Below are 26803 nucleotides of genomic sequence, written 5' to 3'. Positions count from 1 at the left end.
CCATGCGTTTCGACCACGACACCCTGCCCCAGCGCGTACGGTTCGCCTCCGGCGCGGCGGCCGAGAACCTCGCCGCCGAGGTCGCCGCTCTCGGCGCCCGACGAGTGATGGTGATCGCCGCCACGGCCGAGCAGGAACTCGCCCACCGCATCACCGACGGGCTGCCCGTCGTCCACCGGCACGACGACGTCGTCATGCACGTCCCGGTCGAGGTGGCCGAACGAGCCCGTGCCGAGGCCGCCGCCCACGGCACCGACGTTCTCGTCAGCATCGGGGGCGGCTCGACCACCGGGCTCGCCAAGGCAGTCGCCCTGACCACCGGACTGCCCATCGTCGCGGTACCCACCACCTACGCCGGCTCCGAGGCCACTCCCGTGTGGGGGCTCACCGAGGGCTCCCGCAAGACGACCGGCACCGACCCGCGGGCCCTGCCTCGCGCGGTCGTCTACGACGCCTCGCTGACACTCACCCTGCCCGCCGCCCTGAGTGCGGCTTCCGGACTGAACGCGCTGGCCCACTGCGTGGACTCCCTGTGGGCCCCGCGGACCGACCCCATCAACCAGGCCTTCGCCGCCGAAGGCGTCCGGGCACTGCGCACCGGACTGCCCCTGGTCGTCAAGGAACCCGACGGGCTTCAGGGCCGGGAGCAGGCACTGTACGGCGCCTACCTGTCCGCCGTGGCGTTCGCGTCGGCCGGATCTGGTCTTCACCACAAGATCTGCCACGTCCTTGGCGGCATGTTCGATCTGCCGCACGCCCAGACCCATGCCGTCGTCCTCCCCCACGTCCTCGCCTTCAACGGCCCGCAGGCCCCGGAAGCCGAGCGGCGCCTCGCGGCTGCCTTCGACGCCCCCACCGCCAACGAGGGGCTGGCCCGGCTGCGCGACCATCTGAACGCCCCGCGCTCTCTGCGTGGACTCGGCATGCCCGAGGAGGGCGTCGCAGCGGCGGCCGAGGCCGTCGTCACCGCCGCCCCGGCCGACAATCCACGAGCCGTCACCCTCGAAACGATCAGCGAGCTGGTCCAGGCAGCCTGGGAAGGAACGGAACCGCGATGACCGACGCCGCCGTCACCACCGCTGTGTCGCCCGAGCAGCAGGAACGGGAAGCTGAGATCACCCGCCAGGTGCTGCACTCCTTCGGCGACTGCACCGACCCCAGGCTCCGGCAGGTCCTGCAGTCCCTGGTCCGGCACCTGCACGCGTTCATCCGGGAGGTCCGCCTGACCGAGCGGGAGTGGAGCAAGGGGATCGAGTTCCTCGCCCGGACCGGTCACATCACCGACGACCGGCGCCAGGAGTTCATCCTGCTGTCGGACGTGCTCGGTGCCTCCATGCAGACCGTGGCCGTCAACAACGAGGCGTACGGCGACGCCACCGAAGCCACCGTCTTCGGCCCGTTCTTCGTCGAGGACAGCCCCGAGGTCGCGCTCGGCGGCGACATCGCCTTCGGCGCCGCCGGCCAGCCCTGCTGGGTGGAGGGCACCGTCACCGACAGCGCCGGCCAGCCGGTCCCCGGAGCACGGATCGAGGTGTGGGAAGCCGACGAGGACGGCTTCTACGACACCCAGTACGACGACGACCGGACCGCCGCGCGAGCTCACCTGTTCACCGACTCCGAAGGCCGCTACTGCTTCTGGGGCCTGACCCCGACCCCGTACCCCATCCCGCACGACGGTCCGGTCGGGCGGCTGCTGGCGGCAACCGGCCGCTCACCCATGCGCGCCTCGCACCTGCACTTCATGGTCAGCGCGCCCGCCCTGCGCACCCTCGTCACCCACATCTTCGTCCGTGGCGACGAACTCCTGGAAAGCGACGCCGTGTTCGGAGTCAAGGAGTCGCTCGTCAAGGATTTCCGAATCCAGCAGCCGGGCACGCCGTCCCCCGATGGACGCGACCTCGCGAACCAGGCCTGGTCCCGCGTGCGTTTCGACATCGTGCTCGCACCGGACGGCACGTAACCCACCGGTCCCGGCCCCGCGGCACACAACGTGCCTGCCGACGGGGCCGGGCAAGGGTCATGCCCGTGACCGCGCCTCACGCAGGACATCCGTGGCACGCATCCCGTAGCGCTCCTTGAACCGGTGGGAGAAGTGGGCGGCCGAGCCGAATCCGCAGCGAACAGCCACCTCGGCCACGGTCGCCTCTCCTCCCTCGGCCAGCAACGAGCGGGCGCGCTCGAGGCGGCGGCCGAGCAGGTACCGGGGAACGTTCGGGCCACCAGAGGCGAACACCCGCGACAGATGGCGCTCGCTGATGCCGATGCCTTGGGTGACGCGGGCCGCGGAAAGCCTCGGATCGAACAGATGCTCCTCGATGTAAGCCTTGGCGATCGCCAGGTGAACGGCGGAGTAGGTCGGCTTGCGGCCGGTCACCACACTGCCGAGCAACTCCAGCAGTGTGCCCTCGTCCGCGTCCCCGGGGGACTCCTGGCGCACTGCCCGACCGGCCAGCTGCGCGAGGGTCCTGGCCTGGACGGCACCGTCGTCGACATCGAAGACCAGCGGCTGCGTCAACGACTCCGGTCCTCCGAGGTCCCGCCACACCGACCGGGGCACCTTGACCGCCAGCTCCTCCATACCTTGGGAGAAGCCGCGCATGAAGGGCTGGTCCGCATCACAAACGATCAACTGTCCCGGACGCAGCAACCGGACACCGTCATCGTGGTAGAAGAAGGCGTCCCCGGCCAGGGTCAGGTAGCAGGCAACCGCCTCCGACGGCATGCGGCGGATCACCGTCCGCGTCCGCTCCACGACGTGCGGGCTTCCGGTCACCCGGGCGACATGGACCCTCGGGAGCTGCAGGTTGATCTCCGTCGCATCCAGGGCACGGTCGTGAAGCGAGCGACACCGCAACCCGATCAGGGCTTCGGCATTGTGCTCCTCCCACAGGGGAATGCGTTGGGCCTCGGGGAGGCCCAACGTGCTGAAGCGCACCGGACCCGCCATCATCCCGATCGTCATTTCAGCAGGGTAATGCTTGTGCGGCTGACTGCCCGCTGTGCGTTCCCGTCCGACTTCGCATCGTCCGAGAAGGCGATCACCGCGACGGCACCAGGGCCGGCCTCCGCCTGAAGCGGTTCCCTCACCAACGCGGTCCCCCGCCTCGGACACGACGACCGAAAGCTGCGCGCCCTGGCAGGTCAGTGTCCGTCTGCAGGCAACGCAGCACCCCCGATCCAGCTCGTTCTCCCTCCGGGGAGTGCCCTCGTCCGGGGGGGGGCGGGACCGAACTCATCAAGCGGGGGTTCCTGCGGACTGCGCGGCACCGGGGGTCGCCCCCATCGCTCGCGCCCGTGCACATGCGCGGCTCGACACGCCAGGGGTGCCAGTGCCCGCCAGGATGACCGGAGAGGTCGCATGGCGCCTCCGGCGCGGGCACGAACCCGGTCAGCCATGGGCCTCTGAGGGCTGCTGGGTGTGTTCGTCGTCCTTCGGACAGGCCGCACCCCCTACTTCTACTTCGGCAGCGCGGTCTTCCGTCGGGGTCCTGGAACGTCGGTGTGACATCGGAGCAGCCTGGCGTCGCTTCGACAGGCCGGCGCCCGCGCGGAGCTGCGCCTGTCACGCTGCCGCGGGCGCCGACGGTGAAGGAGGCGTATCGACGGCGGGAAATCGGCGCGCTCGCCGGTCAGCCCATGCCCGAGGCGCTCATACCGCGGGCGGCGGGTGTGACGGTGTACGCCTCAGCCTGACCTGGCCTGCCTGGCCGCACCGGCCGGACAACCTTCCCGGCAACCGCGAAGCGGTGATCGCGCGGCAGCCAGTGACCGAGGCAGGCCTGCGCCGTGAGGGCAGGACAGCCCTGAGCACGCTGATCACAGCACCTTGTTGCCGTACATCTCACCGAGTGGATCGGCGATGAGCTCGATGCGGGCACCGTCGGGGTCCCGGAAGTACACCGACACCTCGCTGTGCACTGCGTGGTCGACGCCGGCCCGGGCGAGGTTGTCGCACAGGTGACGCCAGCGGTCTGCTTCCACCGAGATCGCCACGTGGTGCAGGCCGCCCAGGACCTCGGCGTACGGTCCCACGTCGAGTCCGGGGAAGTCGAAGAAGGCAAGCAGGTTGCCGTTACCGATGTCGAAGAAGAAGTGCGACGAACCGGGGTAATCTCGGTTCTCGATCAGTTCGGTCAGCGGGAACTCCAGCACTTCCTGGTAGAAGCGGATCGTCCGCTCGACGTCGCTGCTGATCAGGGCGGTGTGGTGCAGGCCTCGAGCGGACGAGGCGGGCCGTTGCCCGCTCGGCCGCAGGTACCGGTCCCGGATACGGGTTCGCTCCGCTTCTCGGGCTGACCGGTCCGGCTGCGCGTTTTCGTGCGTACTGGTCATCGTTTCCCTTCCCACCGGACACCACAGTGGCGTGTGCCGCTCGGCGCTGCTGCAGGAGTGGAAGCCGAGTGGCCGCCTCGAAGGCGTGCCTTCCCGTGTCCCGGTGCCCCAGCAGCAGGCCGGCAGCCCTGAGCAGCACGGAACCCGGGGTTGAGGAGGCAAGCCCATGTGGGGAGCTCGTCCCGGCCCGGCCCCTGCGCAGCGACCCGTGCGCCGGATTCTCGTTCGGGGCGACGGCTTCGCCCGCGGTCACCGGCAGTGTCTCGCCTGACCGTACGGGGGCGGAAGAGATGCGGAAGCCGCGCTTTCGGACGACGCGCCCCGTCCCGGCGGGCAGCAGCCAGGTCGAACGCCTCCGGGCGGCTCTGCTCTGCTGCAGTTCCCCGGCGCAGAACAAGTTTTCTGGCCGCGGCACATCGTGCTGTGGCGTTCGCCGCGCCGCGGCCGGCTCCTGGCCCGACTCCGCACGGAAAACAGCCCCCGCCCACGGCGTTGGGCGGGGGAGCACCCATTCCGCCGTGGGCAGCCGCCCACGCACGTGCCACCGTCCGCCCCTGCTCAGCTGCACGAACTGCGCTGTCACGGCCAGAAGCCGATGAGGTGAACCGCGAAGTCTGCTCGTTCACCTGGCGAAGGTGGTGCAGGAGGCGAGGGCCTCGCTGGCACTGCGGGCCGGCCCGGGGGCCGCTCGGGAGGTGGGGGTCAGGCGGCGGCGAGGCCGGCCTTGAGACCGGAAGCGATCTTGACGACGCGCTCGGCCTGGACGCGGGCGGCGGTGCGGGTGGTGTCGTCGACCGGGTTGTTGCCCTGGGCGTCGACGTGGGAGGTGCCGTAGGGGTTGCCGTCGGCGAACTTGGCGGGGTCGGTGTAGCCGGGGGCCACGAGGATGCCGCCGAAGTGGTGGACGGAGTTGTACAGCGCGAGCAGGGTGGACTCCTGGCCGCCGTGGGCGGTGGAGGAGGCGGTGAAGCCGCTGTAGACCTTGTCGGCCAGCTTGCCCTGGGCCCACAGGCCGCCGAGGGTGTCGATGAACTGCTTGAGCTGCGAGGCGATGTTGCCGAAGCGGGTGGGCGAGCCGAAGATCACGGCGTCGGCCCACTCGATGTCGGCCGGGGTGGCGACGGGGATGTCGGCGGTGGCGGCGGCGTTGGCGGCCCAGGCCGGGTTGGAGTCGATCGCGGCCTGCGGGGCCAGCTCGGCGGCCTTGAGCAGGCGGACCTCGGCGCCGGCCTTCTCCGCCGCCTGGGCGATCTCCTTACCGATCTCGGCGACGATGCCGGTGGAGGAGTAGTAGACGACGGCGAGCTTGGTCTGGGTGCGCACGGCTGCGGTCTCCGTTCGGTTGGTGTCGGGGGTGCGGTGACGGCTGAAGATGCCCATGACAGCTTTCGTTCCGGTGCTGAACACCCACTGCCGGGTGTTAGTTGAACGGTAAACCATTGTGGGGGCGTCCGTGCTTCCAGGGGTGGGTGGCAGGTCAGCGCATGATCGCAATGCAGGTCGGCTGGGCCCCTCGTGCAGCCCGGCTCGCCTGCCACTCTGCAGCCACCGTTCAGGGAGCCGGCGCCATCGGGATGGCTGAATCGCCGTCACCGACGGCCCGTAGCTCGCCCTCGCCGCTGCCGACACACGCGCCCGAGATGCGGCTTCGTTCAGCGCGACTGCAGGTCGGCCGGGTTGCTTCCCGCGAGGTGAGGCAAGGAGGGCGGACGCCCTGACTTGCCGCTCGAGAGTCGGCCCCCAACGGCGGGCACCGGAGGAACATTCCGGCGCAACGACTTTTTGCCAGGTGGCGGACCTCACGCCTCAGATAGTTCAACACTCAACTAAATGGGCTACTGTCTCAAGTGTCTGAAGGCAGGCAAATATCCGCGAAGCAATCTATTCGCACCGCCGGGCGAGCAGGGAGAAGGAATCATGCCAAACAGGACTGTGCGCCGGGCCGCCGTCGCGATCGCTTCTACTGTCGTCGCGGCAGCCGGCCTTCTCGCCGGCGGCGGCTCCGCCTCGGCGGCGGCGTACCCGAGCGGCAGCCACTCGGGCGTCGCGTCCGCCGTCCGAATCTCCGACCATCACAACGGATACCGGCACCACCACAGCGGGGACCGACACAGCGCATTCGACGGCCGGGGCGGCGACGATCACGGCTACGGGAAGCGGGACCACGACGGAGGCCGCCACTGGATCCGGCACGACGACCGCGACGGTTACCAGGCGCGGATCGACGAAGGCCGTCGCCAGTGGGTCCTTGACCAGCTCCGCTGGGCCGCGGACCACGGACACGCCCACCAGGGCAGCCCGCAGCACCACGACCGTTCACACGGCTGAGGCCGCGGGCACCGAGGCCGCCACTGCCTGGACTGCCGTACGCCGGTGGGCAAGTGACGCGGTCCGAGCCACCTCCCTGCGTATGCGGGCGGGTGTCACAGGACGGCGGGGACGGCATTCGGTGTCATGGCCGCTTAAGGGACAGCAGTGGCCATGACACCGAATGCCGCCCCCGCACCCCAAGCGAAGGTTCCACAGCCACCGCTGCCACGGCCCGGGCGCCCGCAATTCCAGGAGACAGAGCATGAACCACGGCCGACAGCACCGCCGTTGCCGCTGCCCGCTCCGTGAGCACTGCCGCGCATGGAGACCACCTCGGGGACGGTCACCGTGCTCGCCGGACAGACCGCGTCTTCCGTTGCCCACGCGGACCGCGTCGATGTCGGACCCGCCCAGTGATCCCACTGCCCGGACCCGACACCACCCCGGCCCCCGAACGCACACAGAGCCACAGTCGATTCTGCCGCGGAGGCAGTCGCCGACCTCGGCTCAGGAGCATCGCTCGTGGTGGACGGATTCGGCCTGAGCGGGATCCCCGGTGTTCTCAGCACCGCACTGCTGCACACCGGCGTCTCGCAGCTACGGATCGTCTCGGCGTGGACGACGGGGGACTCGGCATCCTGCCGGCCGCCGGCCAGATCTCCCGCGTGGCCGCGTCCTACGCGGGCGAGAACGGCGGCGCCGGCATCCCCGCCTCCTTCCCCCCGCTGGGCCGTGCCCGTCGCCCAACGCCCGACACGACACGTCGACGTCCACCGCACAGCCGGTGGAGTCGAGCACCGAGGAGAGGAACGTTCATGAAAGCCCGGAGTATCGGCACGGCCACCGCAACAGGATTGGCACTGATGGCCGCCCGCGACCTCTTCCAGAAGAAGCACGCACTGCTCCGGAACTTCCCGGTGATCGGGCACGCCCGGTACCTGCTGGAGACGATCGGGCCGGAGCTGCGGCAGTACATCGTGACCTCCAACGAGGCGGAGCGCCCGTTCAGCCGTAACCAGCGCACCTGGATCTACGCGTCGGCGAAGGAGGAGAACAACTACTTCGGGTTCGGCACCGACGTCGACGTCGAGCACGTGCAGGGGCACGTATACCTGAAACAGCGCACCTTCGCCGACACGCTGCCCGACGCGCAGGACCCGCAGGCCCCACTCCCCTCAGCCAAGGTGCTGGGCGGGCCGCGCGGGCGCGCCAAGGCCTTCCGGCCGGCGAGCGTGGTGAACATCTCGGCGATGAGCTTCGGCTCGCTCTCCGGCGCGGCGATCACGGCGCTCAACAAGGGGGCGGCGCTGGCGGGCACGATGCAGAATACGGGCGAGGGCGGCCTGTCGCCGTACCACCGCAACGGCGGCGACCTCGTCCTTCAGCTCGGTACGGCGTACTTCGGCTGCCGCAACGAGGACGGCACCTTCGACCTCGACAAGCTCAAGGACGTGGTCGCCGGCGCCCCGGTCAAGGCGATAGAGATCAAGCTCTCCCAGGGTGCCAAGCCGGGGCTGGGCGGGATGCTGCCGGGCGCCAAGGTGACCCCGGAGATCGCCGAGATCCGCGGCATCCCCGTCGGCAAGGACGCCGCCTCCCCGTCGCGGCACACCGCGTTCAGCGACGTCGACTCCATGCTCGACTTCGTCGAGCTGCTCGCCACCGAGACCGGTCTGCCGGTCGGAGTCAAGAGCGCAGTGGGAGAGATGGACTTCTGGCAGGAGCTGGCCACGCTGATGGCGCGTGGTGACCGTGGTGTCGACTTCGTGACCATCGACGGCGGCGAGGGCGGCACCGGGGCGGCGCCGCTGATCTTCACCGACTCGGTGTCGCTGCCGTTCCGGATGGGCTTCTCCCGGGTCTATGGCACCTTCGCCGAGCTGGGGCTGACCGACGACCTGACCTTCATCGGCTCCGGCAAGCTCGGCCTGCCCGAGAACGCCGCGGTCGCCTTCGCCCTGGGCGCCGACATGATCAACGTGGGTCGTGAGGCGATGCTGTCGATCGGCTGCATCCAGGCGCAGAAGTGCCACACCGACAGGTGCCCCACCGGCGTCGCCACCCAGAACCCGTGGCTGGTCCGCGGCCTCGACCCGGCCTCGAAGGCCACCCGGACCGCCGCCTACCTGCGCACCCTGCGCAAGGAGCTGATGAAGGTCTCGTCGGCCATCGGCGTCGCCCACCCGGCACTCATCACCGCCACCGACATCGAGATCATGAACGGCGACTACGAGGCCCGCACCCTGGCCGGCGTCTACGGCTACAAGGACGGCTGGGGCGAGCTCGGCCCGCACCTCGCCAAGGAGATCACCGAGCTGCTCGTCGGCACGTCGACCTCCACGAACAGCCGGCCGGAGTGATCGCAACGTGTCCGAAGAAGTGAGATTCAAGAGCACGGTCGGCCCCGAGCTGGCCGGAGTAATTGACCTGCCGGACGGCGAGGTCCGGGGCTGGGGGATCTTCGTCCACGGATTCACGCTCGGCAAGAACTCGCCGGCCGCCTCGCGGGTCAGCAAGCAACTGGCCCGCGAGGGGATCGGCATGCTGCGCTACGACAACCTCGGGATCGGAGATTCCGACGGCGACTGGGGTGACGGCTCCTTCACCGTCAAGGTCCAGGACAGCGTCCGCGCGGCAAACCTGATGGCGGAGCGAGGGACTCCGGCGGATCTGCTGGTGGGGCACTCGTGGGGAGGCGCCGCCGCCATCGCCGCGGCGGCCGAGGCGACCGGCGTCCGCGCGGTCGCCACGATCGGGGCGCCCGCCGACCCCAGCCACGTGGAGCACCAGTACGACGCGGTCGTGGACCGCGTGCTCAGCGAGGGGCAGCACGAGTGGTTCGTCGGCGGGCGGACCCTGGTCCTCAAGCGCGCCTTCGTCGAGGACGTCCGCCGTGCCCGTCTGCACGATCAGGTCCGTGAGTTGGACCGGCCGCTGCTCGTGATGCACTCGCCCACCGACGACACCGTCGACATCGCCAACGCCGGGGAGATCTTCCGCAAGGCGCGGCACCCGCGAAGCTTCGTCTCGCTCGAAGGGGCAGACCACCTCTTGACCGCCCGAGGGCAGGCGCAGCGAGCCGCCCACATCATCAGCGCCTGGGCCGACCAGTACATCCACGCGGGAGTGTCATGAATCAGGGACTGACACGAAAATGACTCGTGGGTGAGTCGGTCGGTCAGGCCGTGATGGGCTCGAAGCGGATGGTCAGACCCAGGCTGTTGGCTTCCTTGAGCATGCGCCGCATAGCGCGTTCGGGATCTCGTCGGGTGAAGTGGTCGGCGCCGAGTTCCCGGTAGTGGGTCTTGTCGTGCAGGACGTGCCAGATGGCGATGGCAAGTTTGTGCATCACGGCGACCAGGGCCCGCTCCCGCCACAGGGTCTTTGAGAAGTGGCGAGGTGGGCGGTTTGCCTGCTGAGCACGGCATGTGACGACAACCGCACCGTCTGCGGCATCGGCCGCGGCGACTCCGCGATGCGGGTCGCCGGCCGCAAGCCCGACACCCTGGCCCGGCTCGGCGAGGCCATCGAGGTCATCCGCGACCTCGCCGAGGGCCGGGAGACCGAGGTCGACGGGCAGCCGCTGCGGATCCCGTGGGTGAGGAACGGCAGGCTGCCCGTCTGGATGGCGGGGTACGGGCCGAAGGCGCTGGCCCTCGCCGGGCAGAAGGCCGACGGCTTCATCCTCCAGCTGGCCGACCCGTATCTGACCGAGTGGATGGTGAAGGCCGTACGGGCCGCGGCCGCGGAGGCGGGGCGCGACCCCGCCTCCGTGACCATCTGCGTCGCCGCCCCGGCGTACGTCGGCGACGATCTGGCGCACGCCCGCGACCAGTGCCGCTGGTTCGGCGGCATGGTCGGCAACCACGTCGCGGACCTGGTCGCCCGCTACGGCGAGCACTCGGGCATGGTCCCCGAGGCGCTGACGTCGTACATCAAGGAACGGCACGGCTACGACTACAGCCACCACGGACGGGCCGGCAACCCGTCCACGGACTTCGTCACCGACGAGATCGTCGACCGGTTCTGCCTGCTCGGCCCGGCCGAGGCGCACGTCGAGAAGCTGGAGGCGCTGCGCGGGCTGGGTGTGGACCAGTTCGCCGTGTACGACATGCACGACGCGCAGGAAGCGACGATCGACGCGTACGGCGCGGAGATCATCCCGGCACTCGACCGCTGACCGGTCCCTGCGGTCCCTGTGGCGGCTACCGGGCCGTGCCGAAGTTCTGGGTCCAGTAGTCGCCGGGCTGCGCGAGACCGACACCGATCTCCTCGAACGCGCAGTTGAGGATGTTCTCCTTGTGGCCGGGGCTGGACATCCAGCCGGCCATCACCTGCTCGGGAGTGGAGTAGCCGTAGGCGACGTTCTCGCCGTAGGTGCTCCAGCTGTAGCCGGCGCGGGTGATGCGGTCGGCGGGCGAGGAGCCGTCCGAGCCGGTGTGCGACATGTTGCGGCTCGCCGCCATGTCCTCGCTGTGGTTCTGCGCGGCCTCGGTCAGGGTGGCGTTCACCTTCACCGGGGAGCAACCGGCCTTGCCGCGCTCGGCGTTGACGAGTTCCACGACCTCGGCGACGGCTCCGGAGGCCTCGGCGCCGCCCGTCGGGGCGGGGCTCGGAGCCGCGGTGGTGGGCTTCGGGGCCGCGGTGGTGGGCTCGGGAGCCGCGGCGGTGGGCTTCGGAGCGGCCGTGGTGGGCTTCGGAGCCGTGGTGGGCTTGGCGACGGAAGCCTCGCGGACCGTCTTCTTCGGCTTGTGCGTCTTCGGCTTGTGCGTCGGCTCGGCGCCGCTGTGCCGCGGTGCCCCGGCCTTCGAAGCGCCCGCGGTGGCGGTCGGTGTGTGCGACGGCGCCGCCGTGGACTCACCGTGCTGCTTGCCGCCCCACCGGTGGTACCGGTCGGTGTCGCCCCACTTGTCCTGGGCCGCGGCGGGGGCGGCGGTGTCCTGCTGCCGTTGTCCGCTGCCGGGCCAGTCGGCACAGGCCATGGCGACCGAGGGTATCCCTACGACGCCCATGGCGACTGCGGTGACGACCGTCCGCCGGTACCGCTGCTGACGACGATGCTTTCCCATGAGTGACCTCACCCCTGTTGTCCGGAGATTGGTCATTCTTGGGACGGCCCGGCACGGGGCGCAAAGGGCCGTCGCACTACTGCGCTTCGTAGGTCTGCGGGGCCCTTGCGGCGAGCGGAAGAGCGTGCCGACCCGCTCGCGGCGGGCCCCTCGGGAGGCCTGCCGCCTCGTCAGGAGCCGTCGCTCGGCGCGAGAACCGTGGATCTCGGCTCCCCGCCGGATCATCATCCGCCTCGGCTCGCCCCTTTTTCGTGGCAAGACGGATAAATCCCCCATGTCGCCGGAGCGGGTCCTACTAAGCGGCCTGCGTAGATCGAGGACGTGCGTGAGGGATGTCACGGAATCATGAATTCCGGCCTGCTGCCGGAGGCCGGGGAGCGCCCGGCGCGCTTCGGGGGCGGCCGGGTCAGCCCCGTCCCTCCAGCAGCGCCGCCATCGCCTCCTTGGCGGCCTTGATGGCGCCCTTGTTGATCTCGTCCGTGGAGGGCGCCTTCTTCGACTCGAAGTCGCTGCCGTTGTACGTCACGACCACCACCGCGTTGGCGGCGCGGGCCACCACCACGCCCTCACGGGTCTCCTGCTTGTCCTCGGTGGCGAGGTTCACGACGGAGTACGCCGCGTCACCGAGCCCGGGGACCGGGCCGCCGCCGCTCTTGTCCTTCAGTCGTCTCCCGTAGGACTGCCCGGCCGCGTCGTCCGACTGCAGAATCTCGAAGGAGACGTCGAGCCAGCGGTACTCGTAGCCCTCGAGCGCGTTCCAGGAACAGGTCCTGCGCAGCTTGGAGTCGGTGGACTTGATCTCCTTGCCGGACGTCTTGGCCCCCGGCACGAGGGACTTGACGGTCTTCTCGGCGACGCTGTCGCAGGGGGCGGGAGCGGTGGTGTACGTCATGGGCACCGTCGTCGTCGACGGAGCGGAGGCGGATCGGGTCGGCGTCCCCTCGGCCGTTCTCTTCTCCGCCGCCTGCGGCTCGGAGGACGGTCCGGAGGACAGTGCCCAGCCCGCCGCGGCGAGGACGACCACCGGGGACAGGCGCGCGGCCAGCGCTATCGGCAGAGGGAAAGAACGCACGTCGCACTTCTCGTGGGGGTCGGTGCGGAAGGGGCCCGCACAGAGGACGGGACGCCAGTGTCACACGCTTCCGGGTGGGGCGGAAGTGCGAACTCGCTCCGTGGGCGGAGGGTGACAGGGACGTACCGGCGAGGGCGGGGTTTTGCCGTACTTCCCCTGCGTTCAGGCGAATTGCGGCAGCGCGGGGCCGTCGGGCGCGGGCCGAGGGCGGTCGCGGTGTTCCCACCGCGACCGCGCGGGGCGTCAACGGGTCACGGCTTGCGGGCGAGACCGCCGTGCTCGGCGACGGGCGCGGAGTCGGGGGTCTCGGCCTCCGGACGCCACAGGGGGACCGAGACGACGCCGGGCTCCAGGAGCTCCAGGCCGTCGAAGAACGACGTGATCTCGTCGACGGTGCGCAGGTTGTACGGGATGGCGCCGCTCTTGTTGTAGCCGTCCTGGGCCTGCTCGAAGCCCGGGTCGACGCCCCGGGAACCGTCGTTGACGGAGAGGTAGCTGCCGGACGGCAGCGCGTCCATCAGCCGCGTGACGATGGAACGGGCCTGGTCGTGGTCGGCGATGTGCCCCAGGATGTTGCTGAGGATGAGGGCGGTGGGGCGGCTGAAGTCCAGCGTCTTCGCGGCGGCGGCCAGGACGCGCTCCGGGTCCAGCACGCTGGAGTCGACGTAGGCGGTCGCACCCTCGGGGGTGGAGTAGAGCAGCGCGCGGGCGTGCGCCAGGACCATCGGGTCGTTGTCGACGTAGACGATCCTGCTCTCCGGCGCGATGCGCTGGGCGACCTCATGGGTGTTGTCGGCGGTCGGCAGGCCGGTCCCGATGTCCAGGAACTGCCGGATGCCGGCCTCGGAGACCAGATACGTGATGTTGCGGCGCAGGAAGGCCCGGCTGCTGCGGGCGATGGTGACGATGCCGGGGAAGACGGCGGTGTACGCGTCGCCCGCCTCCTCGTCGACGGGGTAGTTGTCCTTCCCGCCCAGCCAGTAGTTCCAGATCCGGGCCGAATGCGGCACCGAGGTGTCGATCTTCTGGTGCGCAGCGGGTCCGGGCGTCGTCGCAGGGTCGCTCATGGGTGCGGTCCGTCTCTCAGCCGAGGCAGGTGTGTTCAGCCAACAGGTGTGTTCCGCACAACTTACGTCCCAACAGTGCTGTCACGCACTTCAGTTCGTATCTCCGGTGCGATGCGTGCGGACGCTTGCCGCTCGGCGCCGGGACGCGCCCTCTCAGCCGTGCAGGGCGAGGTAGGGCGCCAGCGCGAACAACGTGATGACGAGCGCGTACTTGAGGCTGCGGGCAGGCAGGGCGTGGGCGATCCGCCAGCCCAGGAGCACGCCGGCCAGTTCCGGGACGCCGACCAGGGCGGCCAGGGGCCAGTCGACGGCACCGTGGGCGAGATAGCCCACGGTGCCCACCCCGGCGATGACGATCGACTGGGCCTGGGCGGAGGCCAGGGACTCCAGCACGGGCACGCCGAGCGCGACCAGCAGCGGGACGGTGAGCATCGGGCCCCCGATGCCGACGACGCCGGAGACGACGGCGACGACGAACCCGAGTCCGGCCACCACGGGGGCGGGCGGGTGGGTGAGCGCGGCCGCGGGCCGGTGGCGCTCGCGGTGCCACACCAGGGCGGCCACCACGGCCACGAGCACACCGAGCACCACCCCGAACGAACGTGCGGACACAAGGGTGTTGAGCAGTACCCCGACGGGAGTCCCGAGCACGGCCGTGCCGGCCAGGATCCCGGCGGTGCGGCGTGTTCCCGGCTCGCGCAACTGGCCGGAACGGGTGTAGGCCGCGGTGCCCAGCACACCGGTGGCGACATGGGTGACGATGGCGGTGCCGGCCACCTCGGCGGGGGACAGGCCGGTCAGGGTGAACAGCCCGATCGTGGGCAGCACCCCACCGGGGCCGACGGCGGTGATACCGATGCCTCCCACCAGCCCCAGCAACCCCAGCGCCACCACCACCGACGCCGACACCGACACCGACATGCCGTCCCCCACCTCCGCCTGGAGCATTCCGCCTGGAGCATGCCGGAGACCGGCGCGTCAGGGAACGGACGTCACACGGGGAGACCCCGCACGGGGACGGACCACGAGCTCGGCCGTCGCTAAGCCGACTGCCGGTCCGCCGTGTGTGCCGCCGCCTCCGGACGACTGTCGCCGCGGGCCAAGGCGCTGGGCCACCACGCCCGGGGTCCGATGTCGATCACGAGCGCGGGCACCAGCAGCGAGCGGACCACGAGCGTGTCGAGCAGTACACCGAAGGCCACGATGAAGGCGATCTGCACGAGGAACGCCAACGGGATGACCATCAGGGCCGCGAACGTCGCGGCGAGCACCACACCCGCCGAGGTGATCACCCCGCCGGTCGTGGTCAGCCCGCGCAGCACACCCTGCCGCGAGCCGTGCGCGAGCGCCTCCTCGCGTACCCGGGACATCAGGAAGATGTTGTAGTCGACGCCGAGGGCCACCAGGAACACGAATCCGTACAGCGGGACGGAGGCGTCCGTGCCGCCGAACCCGAGGAGATGCTCGAAGACGAGGGACGAGACCCCCAGCGTCGCCAGGAAGTTGAGCGCGACGGTCGCCACCAGCAGCACCGGTACGAGCAGCGAGCGCAGCAGGACGATCAGGATCAGCAGGATGATGCCGAGCACGACGGGAACGATCACCGTGCGGTCGTGCGCGGCGGTCTGCTGGGTGTCGTACTGCTGCGCCGTGTACCCGCCGACCAGCGCGTCGGCTCCCGGGACCGCGTGCACGTTCTCACGCAGCCGCTCGACGGTCTCCTTGGCCGCATCGCTGTCCGCTGCCGCGTCGAGCGTGGCGTCGATGCGGACACGTCCGTCGACGACCTGCGGCTCACCGGCCCCGGGCCGCCCCGAGGCGGAGACCGCGCCTGCCGATGCCACGCCCTCGGTGCCCTCGGCGGCGGCCGTCACCGCGTCGGCACGGTCGGCGTCGGCGATGATGACGGCCGGATTGCCCGAGCCGCCGGGGAAGTGCCTGCCGACCGTCTCCTGGGCGGCGACGGAGGGGGCGTCGTTCACGAAGATCTCGTCGAGCGGCACGCCCTTGGCGGACAGCGTGGGCGAGAAGGCCGCCAGGGCGGTGAGGACGAGTCCGGTCACGAGCCAGACGAAGCGCGGACGCGCGTTCACCCGCGCGGCGACCCGGAGCCACACCGTGTGGCCCTCCGCGGACGCGTCCGACTCCTTCGGGCGGGAGGGCCAGTAGGCGGTACGGCCCAGCAGGGCCAGCACGGCAGGCAGGAAGGTGAGCGTGGTGAGTACGGCGCACACGATGCCGATGGCGCCCACCGGTCCGAGAGCGCGGTTGTTCGTGAGGTCGCTCGCCAGCAGGGCCAGCAGCCCGAGCGCCACCGTGGCGGCACTGGCGGTGATCGCACCGAACGAGCGCCGCACCGCCACCAGGGCGGCCGCGGCCCGGTCCCCGCGCACGGCGAGTTCCTCGCGGAAGCGCGCGGTCAGGAGCAGGGCGTAGTCGGTCGCGGCGCCGATCACCAGGATGGACAGGATGCCCTGCACCTGCCCGTCGACCTGGACCACGTCCCGCTGCGCCAGCGCGTACACCACGGCACAGGCCAGTCCCAGGGCGAAGACGGAGCCGAGGATGATCACGAACGGCAGCAGGACGCTGCGGTAGACGAGCAGAAGGATCACCAGCACGGCGGCGAGCGCCACGCCCAGCAGCAGTCCGTCGATACCCGCGAACGCGTCCGACAGGTCGGCCTGGCTCGCTGCCGGGCCGGCGATCTGCGCCTCGGCACCCGGTACCTTCTGCGCCGCCGCGCGCACCCCGGCGAGGACCGTGGGCAACTCCTCGCCCAGGTCGGGCTGGAGTTGGACGACGGCCTGCAGGGCCTGGCCGTCGTCGGAGAGCAGGGCGGGCGACGGCCTGCCGACGACACCGGTGCTTCCGGCGAGCGCGCCCACGGATTCGGTGGCGGCTGCCTGCTGGGCCTCGGTGACCCGGGCCCCGTCCGCCGTCCAGACCACGACGGCCGGGAGCGTCTCGGACTGGGCGAACGCCTCACGGGCCTCGAGGACCTTGGTGGACTCGGCGCTCTGCGGCAGGAACGACGCCTGGTCGTTGGTGGCCACCTCGCCCAGCTTGCCCGCGTACGGCCCGAGCGTTCCGCCCACACCCAGCCAGACCAGCAGGAGGACGAGAGGTACGAGCCACCGGGCCCGGCGCGGTGCGGTTCTCATGAGCATTCCCCACAGTGGAAGAAGTAAGTCGATGAATGAGTATCTCGATCGTCGAGTGATCTTATACTGGGGTCATGAATGACTCAGGTGCCCCTTCGGCACCTCTTCTCGGTGACGACCCCACGGGGTTGCAGTCGTTCGCCGTCCTGCTGCGCCGGATGAACGGCGAGTTCAACCGCATCGCCGACGAGTTCGCCCAGGCGCACGGCCTGCATCTCACCGACGTCCAGGCCCTGATCGCGGTCCTGGACGCCGGCCAGGACGGCTCGGACGAGCCCATGACGCCCGGTCGGCTGCGCAGACAGCTCAACCTCACCTCCGGCGCCGTCACCGCGTGCGTCGACCGCCTGGAGAGGGCGGGGCACATCCAGCGGGTCAGGGCCGCCGACGACCGCCGCGTGGTCCACCTGCACTTCGCGGAGACGGCCAGAGAGCTGATCAGGGACTACTTCCGGCCGCTCGCGCGGAGCACGGACACTGCGCGGGGGCGCTTCACGCCCGAGGAGCTCACCGTGGTCGTCCGGTTCCTCGCGGAGATGAACCGGGAGCTCGTCCTGCTGCGCCGCGACTGATCACGGCTGATCACGACCGATCTCGGCTGATCACGACTGATGCGGAAGCCTCCCGGCCGACTCGACGCCCGACCCGGCGCAACGGCAGTGCCCCCGGCTCCTTCGACCCGCGCGGCACGCAGGGCCGCGCGGTGGGCCGCCGAGCCCATACTCCCCCGGGCCGAGGACCCATATTCATGCGGATACCACCTGGAGTGCACCAGACGGGTGGGGTTTGTCAGTGGGGCATGTTCTGATGGGGGACATGATCGAGGACAACGAAACCATCGAAGAGTTTCTCACCCAGCACGCCGTCGACGTCGAGGAGGCCGTCCGCAAGGCGGCCGCACAGGAGATCATGCCGCGCTGGCGCCGGCTCGCCGAGCACGAGATCGACCGCAAGTCCGGCCCGCACGACCTGGTGACCGACGCCGACCGGCAGTCCGAGCTGTACCTGACCGAGGCGCTGCTCGCCCTGCTGCCCGGCTCCGTCGTGGTGGGCGAGGAGGCGGTGCACGCCAACCCGGCGTCGTACGACGGGATACGCGGGGAGGCGCCGGTGTGGATCGTCGACCCCGTCGACGGCACCCGGCAGTTCGTGCAGGGCGACACCGGATTCTGCACCCTGGTCGCGCTCGCCCAGGGGGGAGTGATCCACGCGTCGTGGACCTACGCCCCCGCCCGCGAGGAACTCGCCACCGCCGTCCGCGGACAGGGCGCCTTCCTGGACGGGACGCGGCTGCGCGCGGGCTCCCCGGAACCCGGCCGCGACCTGCGGGTGGCCACCTCCCACCCGGACTTCACCACGGAGGAACAGAAACGTTCCCTCCTCGGCCTGCGAACGGACGGTGTGGCGCCCCGTTCCTGCGGCTCGGCCGGACTGGAGTACCTGGCCGTCGCCCGCGGCGAGTCGGACGCGACCGCGTTCTGCTGGGAGGCCGCCTGGGACCACGCGGCGGGCCTGCTCCTCGTCGAGGAGGCGGGCGGCACCCACCTGACCCGCTCCGGCGAGCCCTTCCGCATCACGGGCGGCAACGACCTCCCGTTCACCGCGGCCCGCGACGAGGCCACGGCCCGCCGGGTGGTGGGACTGCTCTCGGCCGGGGCCTGACCTCCCGGCCGGCGGCGCGGTCGGCCGGGACGCCGTCGCCCCGGGCCCCGCGGGAGTTGCCCCGAACCCGGGGCGGTGTCGGCGCACCGGCATATCCTGATCCTCCGGTTGCCGTCGGCTGACGAAGGAGCCCGAAGGTGGTGTCGATGCTCGATGTGGTCGTGGTGGGGGCGGGGCCGAACGGACTGACCGCCGCCGCGGAGCTGGCCCGGCGCGGCTTCTCCGTCGCGCTGTTCGAAGCGAAGGGCACCGTCGGCGGCGGCGCCCGCACCGAGGAGCTGACCCTGCCCGGCTTCCGGCACGACCCGTGCTCCGCGGCGCACCCGCTGGGCATCAACTCACCCGCCTTCCGCGCCCTCCCGCTGGAGCGCTACGGGCTCGAGTGGCTGCACGCGGACCTGCCCATGGCCCACCCCTTCCGGGACGGCACGGCGGCCGTGCTGTCCCGGTCGGTCGGCGAGACGGCCGCCTCCTTCGGCCCGCGCGACGCCGGCTCGTACCGCCGCCTGGTCGCACCCTTCCTGCCCCGATGGGACACCCTGGCCCGCGACTTCATGTCCCTGCCGCTCACCGCGCTGCCCCGCGACCCGGTCACCCTCGCCCGCTTCGGCCTCGTCGGACTGCCGCCCTCCACCTGGCTGATGCGTCGCTTCCGCGACGAGCGGGCCAGGACCCTGTTCGCCGGCCTCGTCGCCCATGTGATCGCCCCCCTCGGCGGTCTGGCCACCGGCGCCATCGGCCTGGTCTTCGCCCTCGCCGCGCACGCCCGCGGCTGGCCCGTCGCCCGCGGCGGCTCCCAAGCCGTCTCGGACGCCCTCGCCGGATACCTGAAGGACCTCGGCGGCGCGATCCACACCGACTACGAGGTCAAGCGCCTGGACGACCTGCCCCCGGCCCGCGCGTACGTCTTCGACACCTCGCCCACCGCCCTGGCCCGCATCGCCGGCTTCGGCGACCACTACGCGAACTACCGCTACGGCCCCGGCGTCTTCAAGATCGACTACGCGCTGGACGGCCCGGTGCCGTGGACCGCGCCCGAGGCCCGCCGGGCCTCCACCGTGCAGATCGGCGCGGACAGCGCCGAGATCGGCACCGCGCTGCGCGCCGCCTCCCGCGAGGGCCGCGCCCCTGACCGGCCGTTCCTCATCACCGTCCAGCCCAGCGTCGCCGACCCCACCCGGGCCCCGGCCGGCAAGCACACCTTCTGGGCCTACGGCCACGTCCCCAACGGCTGGACCGGCGACCTCACCGACACCATCGAACGCCAACTGGAGCGCTTCGCCCCGGGGTTCCGCGACCGCGTCCTGGCCCGCGCCACCGCCGGCCCGCCCCAACTCGCCGCCCGCAACGCCAACTACGTCGGTGGCGACATCGCCTCCGGCGCGGCCAGCGGCCTCCAGCTCCTGCTGCGCCCCAAACTGTCCCTCTTCCCGTACTCCACCCCGCACCCGGCCGTGTTCATCTGCTCGTCGGCCACCCCGCCCGGCCCCGGCGTGCACGGCATGTCGGGGCACAACGCGGCGAAGGCCGTCTGGAGGAGGCTGCGCCAGACATGACCACCATCACCCTCGTCCAGGGCGACATCACCCGCCAGCACGTCGACGCCCTCGTCAACGCGGCCAACTCCTCCCTGCTCGGCGGAGGCGGCGTCGACGGCGCGATCCACCGCCGCGGCGGCCCCGCGATCCTCGAGGAGTGCCGCCGCCTGCGCGCCTCCTCCTACGGCAAGGGCCTGCCCACCGGTCAGGCCGTCGCCACCACCTCGGGCGACCTGGACGCCCGCTGGGTGATCCACACGGTGGGCCCGCGGTACACCCGGGAGGAGGACCGGTCGGAGCTGCTGGCCTCGTGCTACCGGGAGTCGTTGCGGGTGGCGGACGAACTCGGGGCCCGTACGGTCGCCTTCCCGGCGGTCTCCGCGGGCATCTACGGGTGGCCCATGGAGGACGCCGCCCGGATCGCCGTGGAGACGGTGCGGGCGGCGGAGACGTCGGTGGAGGAAGTGCGGTTCGTCCTCTTCGACGACCAGGCCCACGAGGCGTTCGCCGCGCAGGTCCGCCGACCCTCATGAGCCGCCTGTCGCGGCGGCCGGTTCAGGCGGGGACCTGCTGCCCCGGGGGCGTGAAGTCCCCGGCCGCCCCGTGCCCCTCCGTGGACCGTGGCAGGACGTGCGGACCGGCCGGCAACAGGTCGTGGCCGATGCGTTCGGCGGGATGCCCGGCGTGGACGAGCCCGGCCGCCACCGAACGGACCATGTCCGACGGCCCGGCGATCAGGGTGCGCCCCTCGGTGAGGGGGGTGCTCCGGGTCACCGCGTGGACCAACCGGTCGTACCTGCCCCCGGCCGGCGCACCGCCCGTCACCGGGACCACGGTCAGCCATGAGTGGCGTTGTGCGAGGCCCGTCGGATACCCGATGTCGTACAGGTCGGACAGCGAGTCGGCGCCCAGGAAGAGCTGTACACGGCGGCGCACACGGTGTGCGGACGACCGCCGCACACCGCTGTCCAGCTCCTGCAGCAGCGCCTTCACCGCGGCCCAGCCGGTGTCCCGGACGACCAACCGCAAGGTGCCCGGGGGCTCCGCGTCGAGCGTCAGGTTGCCCTTCGGCGGTCCGAGCCGTACCTCGTCCCCGGGTGCGGTGTGGCGCACCAGCATCTCGCTGACCCCGCCGGGGCCACTGCGCCGGACGTGCAACTCGAGCTCCCCGTCCGGGCCGGGCCCGTCGGCCAGGTAGTACGGACGCCAGGTGTGCGGCAGCCGGGCGGACTCCAGCGTGGTGTACTGGCCGGCCCGGTACCGGAACGTCTCGTGCGGCAGGAGACGGAGCACCGCCAGGTCGGGCCCGTACAGCCGGTGGTCCGTCACCGTGGCGCGCCAGCACGGTGGTTCGTGCAGCGCGGCCTCCGCGCCCCGGACCATGGCGGTGACACCGAGCTGCAGCATCCGCATCCAGGCCCGCTCGAGCCCGGGGCTCCAGTACTCGCCCGCACGGCCCCGCAGCGCTTCGCACAACGCGTCCTTGAACGCCGTGTACTGCGCAGGGCGCACGCCGAGTTTGCGGTGGTCGCGGCCGAGCTGGGTGAAGGTCCCGGTGATCTCCTCGGGGCGGTGCAGGTGATCGATCAGGTACCAGAACGCCCGCGCCAGGTGCGCCTGTTGGAATGCCATCGTGTCGGGGAAGAGCGACCGCAGGGAGGGATGCCGTGCGAACAGCGCCCGGTACAGGTCGTCGATCAGCTCGTCGAGCGGAGCCACCAGGTCCAGGTCACGCAGGATGATCTGCTGGTCCGCGGCCGTGTCGTACGCCTCTTCGGCCGGGGGCCGGACGCCGCGGCCGGTGCCCGGGGCATTCCCGGGGGAGAGCAACTGCTGACGCAGCCGCATCGCGTCGTGCCGGGCGAGGAGTGTGTGGTACGTCCTGTCTTCCGCGCTCATGGTCAGCGGGTCCTTCCCGACTCGGGTCCGACGACGGGTACCTGTACGGAGCCGGGCCCGGTCCAGCCCCGGTCGGCGGCCGGAACGGGAGCCCGCCGGTCCGGTCGGCGCGAGGCCCTCGCCGGAAGCGGGCGGAAGAGTCGGGACATGGCTGGGCTCCTTGAGCGACGTGTCGAGGGTGCGAGGGCGGCTCGACGGCGAACGGACGCCGAACCGCCGGTTTCTGACGGGAGAAATCGCAGGTCAGTATGGCATCAGGGGTATATGCCCCAAGGTCCCTGGGGGACAGGGACCTTGGGCCCTGGCAGAAGGGGAGCAGGTGTGCACACCTGCCTGTACGCGCGCAGGCGGAGAGTCCCCGCCGTTCCAGCTCTCGACAGCGTTCAGCCCTTCTTGGATCTTGCGCTGGAGGTCACGGTCGTGCAGGGGGCAGGCGATTCTGCGGCATCCGGTTTGTCAACCTCGGGGCGGCGACGCCGGCGGCTCGGACTCGAAGCGTTGCGGGCGGAACCTCGGGAGGCCTCAGCCGTCTCCCAGCACCGCCCGGATCACGTGCCGGGCGTTGTGCGCCATCGCCGGGTTCGTCCTTCGGTAGTACGGCAGCGCGATCAGCGCCTGCGACAGCGTCCGCCCCTGACCGCGGACCCAGGTCGCGTCGTCCACACCCAGCGCCTCGTGGAAGACCTCCCGCGCATCGGGCGGCAGCAGATTCCACGCCGGGAACAGATCGCAGGCCGGATCTCCCACTCCCACGCACCCGAAGTCGATCACCGAGGTCAGCCTGCCGCCGTCGACCAGCAGGTTGCCCGGCATCAGATCGGCGTGCAGCCACACCGGCGGCCCGTCCCAGCCGGGGGCCCGCAGCGCGTCCTCCCACACGGCGGACGCGGCGTCGCAGTCGACGTCCTCCTGCGGGATCCCACGCAGTTCCTCGATCGCCGCCCGGGTCTCCACGTCGAGCGAGGCGACCGGCCCGCCGCGGTGAGCCCGCGGTGCCTCCGGCAGGCTGATGCTCCGCATCGCCGCCACGAACTCGGCCAGATCCTTGGCCAACAGCACCGGCTCGCTCAGTGCCCCGGCTTCGGGAAGCTCCCCCGCCAGCCACCGGTACACCGACCACCGCCACGGATACCCCTCGGCGGGCTCCCCGGCCCCGAGCACCTCCGGGATGGCCGTGGGCAGCAGGGGCGCGAGGCGGGGCAGCCACTCCTGCTCCATCGCCACGTCCTTGGCTCCGCCCTGCACCAGCGGCAGCCGCACAACCATGGCAGCGCCCAGCCGGTACATGGCGTTGACCGTGCCGCCGGAGGGGTGGCGCTCCAGCGGCAGCCCGGCCCACTGCGGGAACTGCCCGACGATCAGCCGCCGTACGAGGTCGTCGTCGACGGGATGTTGGCCGGGATGCATCTGCCCTGTGCGCATGGGGCACCATCCGATCGCCGAACGCCGGTGAGCGTCAAACGCTTTTCCGGCCGATGAACACGGCCCGCGTGGCAGCCGGCTCCGGAACGCCTGGCGCGCCGAGGTCGGGGGCTGGTCCCGGAAGTGGCCCCCTGAACTTTTGCCATGGTCAGGGTTCTGGTAAGTGTTTCGGAGGGGTACGGGCGACATGCCCGTAGCGGCGCCCGCAGGGAGGACGCACATGGGCACCACCATGCACGAGCTCGTTAGAGAGACGACCTCCCTATGTTGATCGCAATCGCTGCCCTGGGCATCACGATCTTCTGCCTCACCCTCTGGTGCTCGGTCACCGTCGCCCGGATGCGAGACCTCCCCACATGGCGTAGATATCTCCCCTTGACCCTCTTCCTTATCGCGACCACCGCCAGCCTGCTGCGTGCCTTCGACATTCCACAGATCGCCAACGCCGTCGCGTTCCCCCTCAACCTTGCCGCCCTCGTGCTGTCACTGCGCGAAATCCGCGCACGCCGAGGCACCCGCACCGACCTCCGCACCAACTGAAACCCGCGGGAGGGCGAGACGGCGAGTGCCGGAGCGGGGCTCGGCTCGGGGCGAGGCAGCGAAGCAGTTCGCGCTGGATGTCGAGTAGTCGTGAGAGGTTCGGTGGGGCAACGAGGGGCGCTGGCCCACCGGAGGTTCAGACGCGCGATTCGGCTGCCAGCGTTGTGAACGCCGCCCAGGCGTCGAAGGAGATGGTCAGGGACTGCCTCTGGGTGTCCTTCGAGTCCCGGACGAAAACGGACTCAGGACACAGAGCGACCTCCACGCAGTTGCCGCCCCCACCGCCGCTGTAGCTGCTCTTGAACCAAGCAAGTTCGGTGGTGCTCATAGCGCTCCTCGCATCTGCTCCAGCAGGCTCGCGGTGGCTTGATGACTCAGAGCCTGCGAGCGCATCTTGCCATAGCGCTGAAGCATGGCGCTTGCGGCTTTTGCGTCGGTGACGAGCATGCTGCAGTCATGCGCTTCGACGTAGCCCACCCATCGGTTCTCCGCCGTCTCAGCGAGGTAGAGAGGGCCCTCGAAGCCGGAGTGATCCTCCTGGATCCGAGGCATGAGCTGAATCTCCACGTTTCGGAGACGGCCCGCATCCAGGAGGTTGCTGAGCAGTGCGTGCGTGACCTCGGCGCCCGCCATGCGGCGGTCCAGCAGTGCTTGTTCGACGACGAAGCTGAACGTGCTGTTCGGCCGCTCCGTCAGGAGGCGCTGGCGTTCGAGCCGAGCCGTGACCTGCTGCTCGAACTGTTCTTCCGACAGGGGCGGTAGGCGCCGGTCGAAGAGGGTGCGAATGTACGGCTCGGGCTGGAGCAAGCCCGGAATCACAGCGCACTCATACGCATACAGCGAGATCGCCTCCTCCTCGATCCCCGCCCACTGCCGGAACCAGGACGCCAGCCCCGCCTTGCGGGTGAGGCTTCGTGCCGCCGCTGCCAGTACGCGTGCCGCGGTCGCGCCCAGGACCTCCTCCGAGCGGTCCAACAGGTCCCTGGGCGGGAAGCGCTTCCCCTGTTCGATCTTGGCGATGTACGCGGTCGAGTACCGCACCAGCGGCGCGAACTGCTCCTGCGTCAGGCGGGCTTCTTCCCGTAGGGCCTTGAGGACCGCGCCGAAGGTCTTCAGGCTCTCCGAGAGTTCCGGCTCGCAGTTCCCGCCTGCCGCCCCGCCGCCGTTGTCCGTCGCCATCGCAGTCGCCTTCCCCTGTGCCGCCGGGCCGTGTCCGTGCCGGGCCCGAACGCGTGCCGTACTGTGTGCCGGGCGCGCTGCGCCACGCTCGGCACGTTCATCGTCACGTACAGCGACCGACCCGGTCCAGCGGATGCGCCAGTACAGCGTGATCTGTATCGGTGGCGGACCTGCCAACGGGGCGTCAACGCCCAGCAGGCTGAGCCCCATGTCAGCCCCCTATGCCTCAACACCGGCTCCGGTCCGCTCCTTCGTGCAGCGCTTCTCCGCCACCCGGCGCGGTGCGCGCCTAGCCCGGCTGCTCGCCGCGCACCAACTCACCGAGTGGGGGCACCCGCACGGCACCGAAGCGCACGACACCGTCGTCCTCGTCGTCGGGGAGTTCACTGCGAACGCGGTTCTTCACGGCCTTGTTCCAGGGCGGGACTTCGCCCTCCGTCTCGTCCACGACGACGGCAAGGGCCTGATCCGGATCGAGGTGTCCGACACCCACCCCGCCCTGCCGACGTGCAAGGCTCCCGGCGCGGACGAGGACGGGGGCCGTGGGTTGGTCCTCGTCGACGCGCTTGCCGTCGACTGGGGCGTACGCGACCGCCCGGGCCCCGGCAAGACCGTATGGGCCGAGTGCGCGACGGCGCCCCGGAACCTCACGTGCCCCTCGGTGCTTCGCCCGGGGCTGCCGTCGGAAAGGGGGGCGGCTGGAGCGAGGGCAGGGTCAGGTGCCACCAGTCGGTGAGGCGGTCGGGGACGGTGGCCGCGCCTTCGAGCGCCTCGGTCAGGGAGCAGAGACCGAAGAACGCGCGGACCAGGGTGCGGGCGGTGCGGGCGGGGCGGACGTGGGGCGCCAGGTGGCCCGCGCTGCGCGCCTGGGCGAGGAGGCGGGTGGCGGCGGCGGTCCACAGGGGGAAAGGGTCGGGGAGCGCGGTGTTGATGGTGTCGCGTTCGGCCCACAGGCGTGCGCCCGCGCGCGTGACGGGGTCCCCGGCGAGGGCATGGGCGATGTCGTAGCTCAGGGCGACGAGGCGGTCCAGCGGCGGGACCGTCTCGTCCGTGTACAGTGCGGCGAGGTCCGGCCAGGTGGCGAAGCGGTCCTGGACCACGGCGAGGGCGACGCCCTCCTTGCTGGCGTAGTGGAAGTAGACGGAGCCGCTGGTCCGCCCCGACCTGGTGCTTATGTCGTTGACGCTGGTGCCCGCGTAGCCGCGTTCGGCGAAGAGGAAGGCTGCCGCTTCCAGGAGTGCTCTGCGGGTTGCTCTGGCCCGTTCCTGCAACGTCCTGTCCACCTTCGCTCAATTTCTCCGACAGCGACGAATGTAGTGCGCCCGCGTACGCCGGGAGCAAATAAGGGTCACGCTCACGCGGTAATTGCGTATTTCTTTCGAGGGTGAACGCGGGCGAGTGGTAATGGGGCCGGTCCGCTGTTTTTCCGGCTTCGCTCGGCCGCCGCAGGGCCCGGCGCCGCTGGTGCGGGTTGCCTGGTGAATATGCCCCAACTGGACTGACGGGCAGTCGCGTTGAAGGCTCGCGTTTCTGGCCGGCCCGGTCGGCG

25 protein-coding genes and 1 pseudogene are annotated in these 26803 nt (G+C 70.9%); 12 read left to right on the top strand and 14 right to left on the bottom strand.

Annotated features, from left to right (window positions below; all coding sequences use genetic code 11):
- Positions 1–2 precede the first annotated feature (2 nt).
- Complete coding sequence (locus JL475_RS10220; protein ID WP_202277129.1) at positions 3–1058, top strand: maleylacetate reductase; 1056 nt, start codon at positions 3–5, stop codon at positions 1056–1058.
- A complete protein-coding gene (locus JL475_RS10215; protein ID WP_202277127.1) occupies positions 1055–1960 on the top strand; it encodes an intradiol ring-cleavage dioxygenase in 906 nt (301 codons plus the stop codon). Before JL475_RS10220 ends, JL475_RS10215 begins: the two co-directional genes overlap by 4 nt.
- A gap of 57 nt (positions 1961–2017) precedes the next feature.
- Here the strand turns inward: JL475_RS10215 and JL475_RS10210 are convergent, their stop codons facing one another.
- The 3 genes from JL475_RS10210 to wrbA all read right to left on the bottom strand — a co-directional run bounded on the left by JL475_RS10210 (position 2018) and on the right by wrbA (position 5655).
- Positions 2018–2962, bottom strand: a complete 945-nt coding sequence (locus JL475_RS10210) for an AraC family transcriptional regulator (protein WP_202277125.1) — start codon at positions 2960–2962, stop codon at positions 2018–2020.
- A gap of 854 nt (positions 2963–3816) precedes the next feature.
- The gene (locus JL475_RS10205; RefSeq protein ID WP_202277124.1) at positions 3817–4332 is read right to left on the bottom strand and encodes a VOC family protein; all 516 of its coding nucleotides are present in this window, start codon (positions 4330–4332) and stop codon (positions 3817–3819) included.
- A gap of 702 nt (positions 4333–5034) precedes the next feature.
- Positions 5035–5655 carry an NAD(P)H:quinone oxidoreductase gene (gene wrbA / locus JL475_RS10200; RefSeq protein ID WP_202277215.1) on the bottom strand — a complete coding sequence of 207 codons (621 nt, stop codon included), beginning with the start codon at positions 5653–5655 and terminating at the stop codon, positions 5035–5037.
- A 594-nt stretch (positions 5656–6249) separates the two neighbouring features.
- Between wrbA and JL475_RS10195 the strand changes: the two genes are divergently transcribed.
- The 3 genes from JL475_RS10195 (at position 6250) to JL475_RS10185 (ending at position 9777) form a co-directional block, all read left to right on the top strand.
- Positions 6250–6660 carry a hypothetical protein gene (locus tag JL475_RS10195; protein WP_202277122.1) on the top strand — a complete coding sequence of 137 codons (411 nt, stop codon included), beginning with the start codon at positions 6250–6252 and terminating at the stop codon, positions 6658–6660.
- 797 nt (positions 6661–7457) lie between these two features.
- On the top strand, positions 7458–9002 hold the full coding sequence (locus JL475_RS10190; protein ID WP_202277120.1) for an FMN-binding glutamate synthase family protein: 1545 nt from the start codon (positions 7458–7460) through the stop codon (positions 9000–9002).
- Between the two features lie 7 nt (positions 9003–9009).
- Entirely contained in the window at positions 9010–9777 is a 768-nt protein-coding gene (locus tag JL475_RS10185) for a S9 family peptidase (protein WP_202277119.1), read from the top strand.
- Between the two features lie 43 nt (positions 9778–9820).
- Here JL475_RS10185 and JL475_RS10180 read toward each other — a convergent pair whose 3' ends face one another.
- On the bottom strand, positions 9821–9991 hold the full coding sequence (locus tag JL475_RS10180; RefSeq protein ID WP_202277118.1) for a hypothetical protein: 171 nt from the start codon (positions 9989–9991) through the stop codon (positions 9821–9823).
- 87 nt (positions 9992–10078) lie between these two features.
- Here JL475_RS10180 and JL475_RS10175 point away from each other — a divergent pair.
- Positions 10079–10822: pseudogene (locus JL475_RS10175) on the top strand (TIGR03842 family LLM class F420-dependent oxidoreductase); the annotation flags it as partial.
- A 25-nt stretch (positions 10823–10847) separates the two neighbouring features.
- Here the strand turns inward: JL475_RS10175 and JL475_RS10170 are convergent.
- From JL475_RS10170 to JL475_RS10150, 5 genes are all read right to left on the bottom strand, one after another.
- Positions 10848–11711: a CAP domain-containing protein gene (locus JL475_RS10170; protein ID WP_202277117.1), complete on the bottom strand. Its 864-nt coding sequence runs from the start codon at positions 11709–11711 to the stop codon at positions 10848–10850.
- Positions 11712–12117: 406 nt separating this feature from the next.
- The gene (locus JL475_RS10165; protein ID WP_202277116.1) at positions 12118–12783 is read right to left on the bottom strand and encodes a hypothetical protein; all 666 of its coding nucleotides are present in this window, start codon (positions 12781–12783) and stop codon (positions 12118–12120) included.
- Between the two features lie 251 nt (positions 12784–13034).
- Positions 13035–13850: an SAM-dependent methyltransferase gene (locus tag JL475_RS10160; protein WP_202277115.1), complete on the bottom strand. Its 816-nt coding sequence runs from the start codon at positions 13848–13850 to the stop codon at positions 13035–13037.
- Positions 13851–14003: 153 nt separating this feature from the next.
- Entirely contained in the window at positions 14004–14798 is a 795-nt protein-coding gene (locus tag JL475_RS10155) for a sulfite exporter TauE/SafE family protein (protein WP_237406732.1), read from the bottom strand.
- Positions 14799–14890: 92 nt separating this feature from the next.
- Positions 14891–17014, bottom strand: coding sequence for an MMPL family transporter (locus tag JL475_RS10150; RefSeq protein WP_202277114.1), 2124 nt, complete (start codon positions 17012–17014; stop codon positions 14891–14893).
- Between the two features lie 74 nt (positions 17015–17088).
- On the opposite strand from JL475_RS10150, the gene JL475_RS10145 reads away from it, so the two are divergent.
- The 4 genes from JL475_RS10145 (at position 17089) to JL475_RS10130 (ending at position 20747) form a co-directional block, all read left to right on the top strand.
- A complete protein-coding gene (locus JL475_RS10145; RefSeq protein WP_237406730.1) occupies positions 17089–17586 on the top strand; it encodes a MarR family winged helix-turn-helix transcriptional regulator in 498 nt (165 codons plus the stop codon).
- A gap of 244 nt (positions 17587–17830) precedes the next feature.
- The gene (locus JL475_RS10140) at positions 17831–18676 is read left to right on the top strand and encodes an inositol monophosphatase family protein (RefSeq protein WP_202277113.1); all 846 of its coding nucleotides are present in this window, start codon (positions 17831–17833) and stop codon (positions 18674–18676) included.
- A gap of 146 nt (positions 18677–18822) precedes the next feature.
- Positions 18823–20232 (top strand): NAD(P)/FAD-dependent oxidoreductase, encoded by a 1410-nt coding sequence (locus JL475_RS10135; RefSeq protein ID WP_202277112.1) that lies wholly within the window; start codon positions 18823–18825, stop codon positions 20230–20232.
- Positions 20229–20747 (top strand): O-acetyl-ADP-ribose deacetylase, encoded by a 519-nt coding sequence (locus tag JL475_RS10130; RefSeq protein ID WP_202277111.1) that lies wholly within the window; start codon positions 20229–20231, stop codon positions 20745–20747. The genes JL475_RS10135 and JL475_RS10130 overlap by 4 nt, the downstream gene beginning before the upstream one ends.
- Positions 20748–20769: 22 nt before the next feature.
- Here JL475_RS10130 and JL475_RS10125 read toward each other — a convergent pair whose 3' ends face one another.
- Positions 20770–22113 (bottom strand): globin domain-containing protein, encoded by a 1344-nt coding sequence (locus JL475_RS10125; protein ID WP_202277109.1) that lies wholly within the window; start codon positions 22111–22113, stop codon positions 20770–20772.
- A 522-nt stretch (positions 22114–22635) separates the two neighbouring features.
- Positions 22636–23535, bottom strand: coding sequence for an aminoglycoside phosphotransferase family protein (locus JL475_RS10120; RefSeq protein ID WP_202277107.1), 900 nt, complete (start codon positions 23533–23535; stop codon positions 22636–22638).
- A 264-nt stretch (positions 23536–23799) separates the two neighbouring features.
- Here JL475_RS10120 and JL475_RS10115 point away from each other — a divergent pair, with 264 nt between their 5' ends.
- Positions 23800–24075: a hypothetical protein gene (locus JL475_RS10115; protein WP_202277105.1), complete on the top strand. Its 276-nt coding sequence runs from the start codon at positions 23800–23802 to the stop codon at positions 24073–24075.
- Positions 24076–24211: 136 nt separating this feature from the next.
- Here JL475_RS10115 and JL475_RS10110 read toward each other — a convergent pair whose 3' ends face one another.
- Both JL475_RS10110 and JL475_RS10105 read right to left on the bottom strand, forming a co-directional pair.
- Positions 24212–24403, bottom strand: coding sequence for a DUF397 domain-containing protein (locus JL475_RS10110; RefSeq protein WP_202277104.1), 192 nt, complete (start codon positions 24401–24403; stop codon positions 24212–24214).
- Positions 24400–25254 carry a helix-turn-helix transcriptional regulator gene (locus tag JL475_RS10105; protein ID WP_202277103.1) on the bottom strand — a complete coding sequence of 285 codons (855 nt, stop codon included), beginning with the start codon at positions 25252–25254 and terminating at the stop codon, positions 24400–24402. Before JL475_RS10105 ends, JL475_RS10110 begins: the two co-directional genes overlap by 4 nt.
- A 208-nt stretch (positions 25255–25462) precedes the next feature.
- Here JL475_RS10105 and JL475_RS39905 point away from each other — a divergent pair, with 208 nt between their 5' ends.
- Positions 25463–25990, top strand: coding sequence for an ATP-binding protein (locus JL475_RS39905; protein WP_237406729.1), 528 nt, complete (start codon positions 25463–25465; stop codon positions 25988–25990).
- Here JL475_RS39905 and JL475_RS10095 read toward each other — a convergent pair.
- Positions 25902–26537, bottom strand: a complete 636-nt coding sequence (locus tag JL475_RS10095) for a ScbR family autoregulator-binding transcription factor (protein ID WP_202277101.1) — start codon at positions 26535–26537, stop codon at positions 25902–25904. The two genes, JL475_RS39905 and JL475_RS10095, sit on opposite strands and share 89 nt — an antisense overlap.
- Positions 26538–26803 lie beyond the last annotated feature (266 nt).

The organism is Streptomyces sp. M2CJ-2 (genome assembly GCF_016757295.1).
In the GTDB taxonomy this organism is placed as follows: domain Bacteria; phylum Actinomycetota; class Actinomycetes; order Streptomycetales; family Streptomycetaceae; genus Streptomyces.
This window is presented reverse-complemented; position numbering and strand designations above follow the sequence as displayed.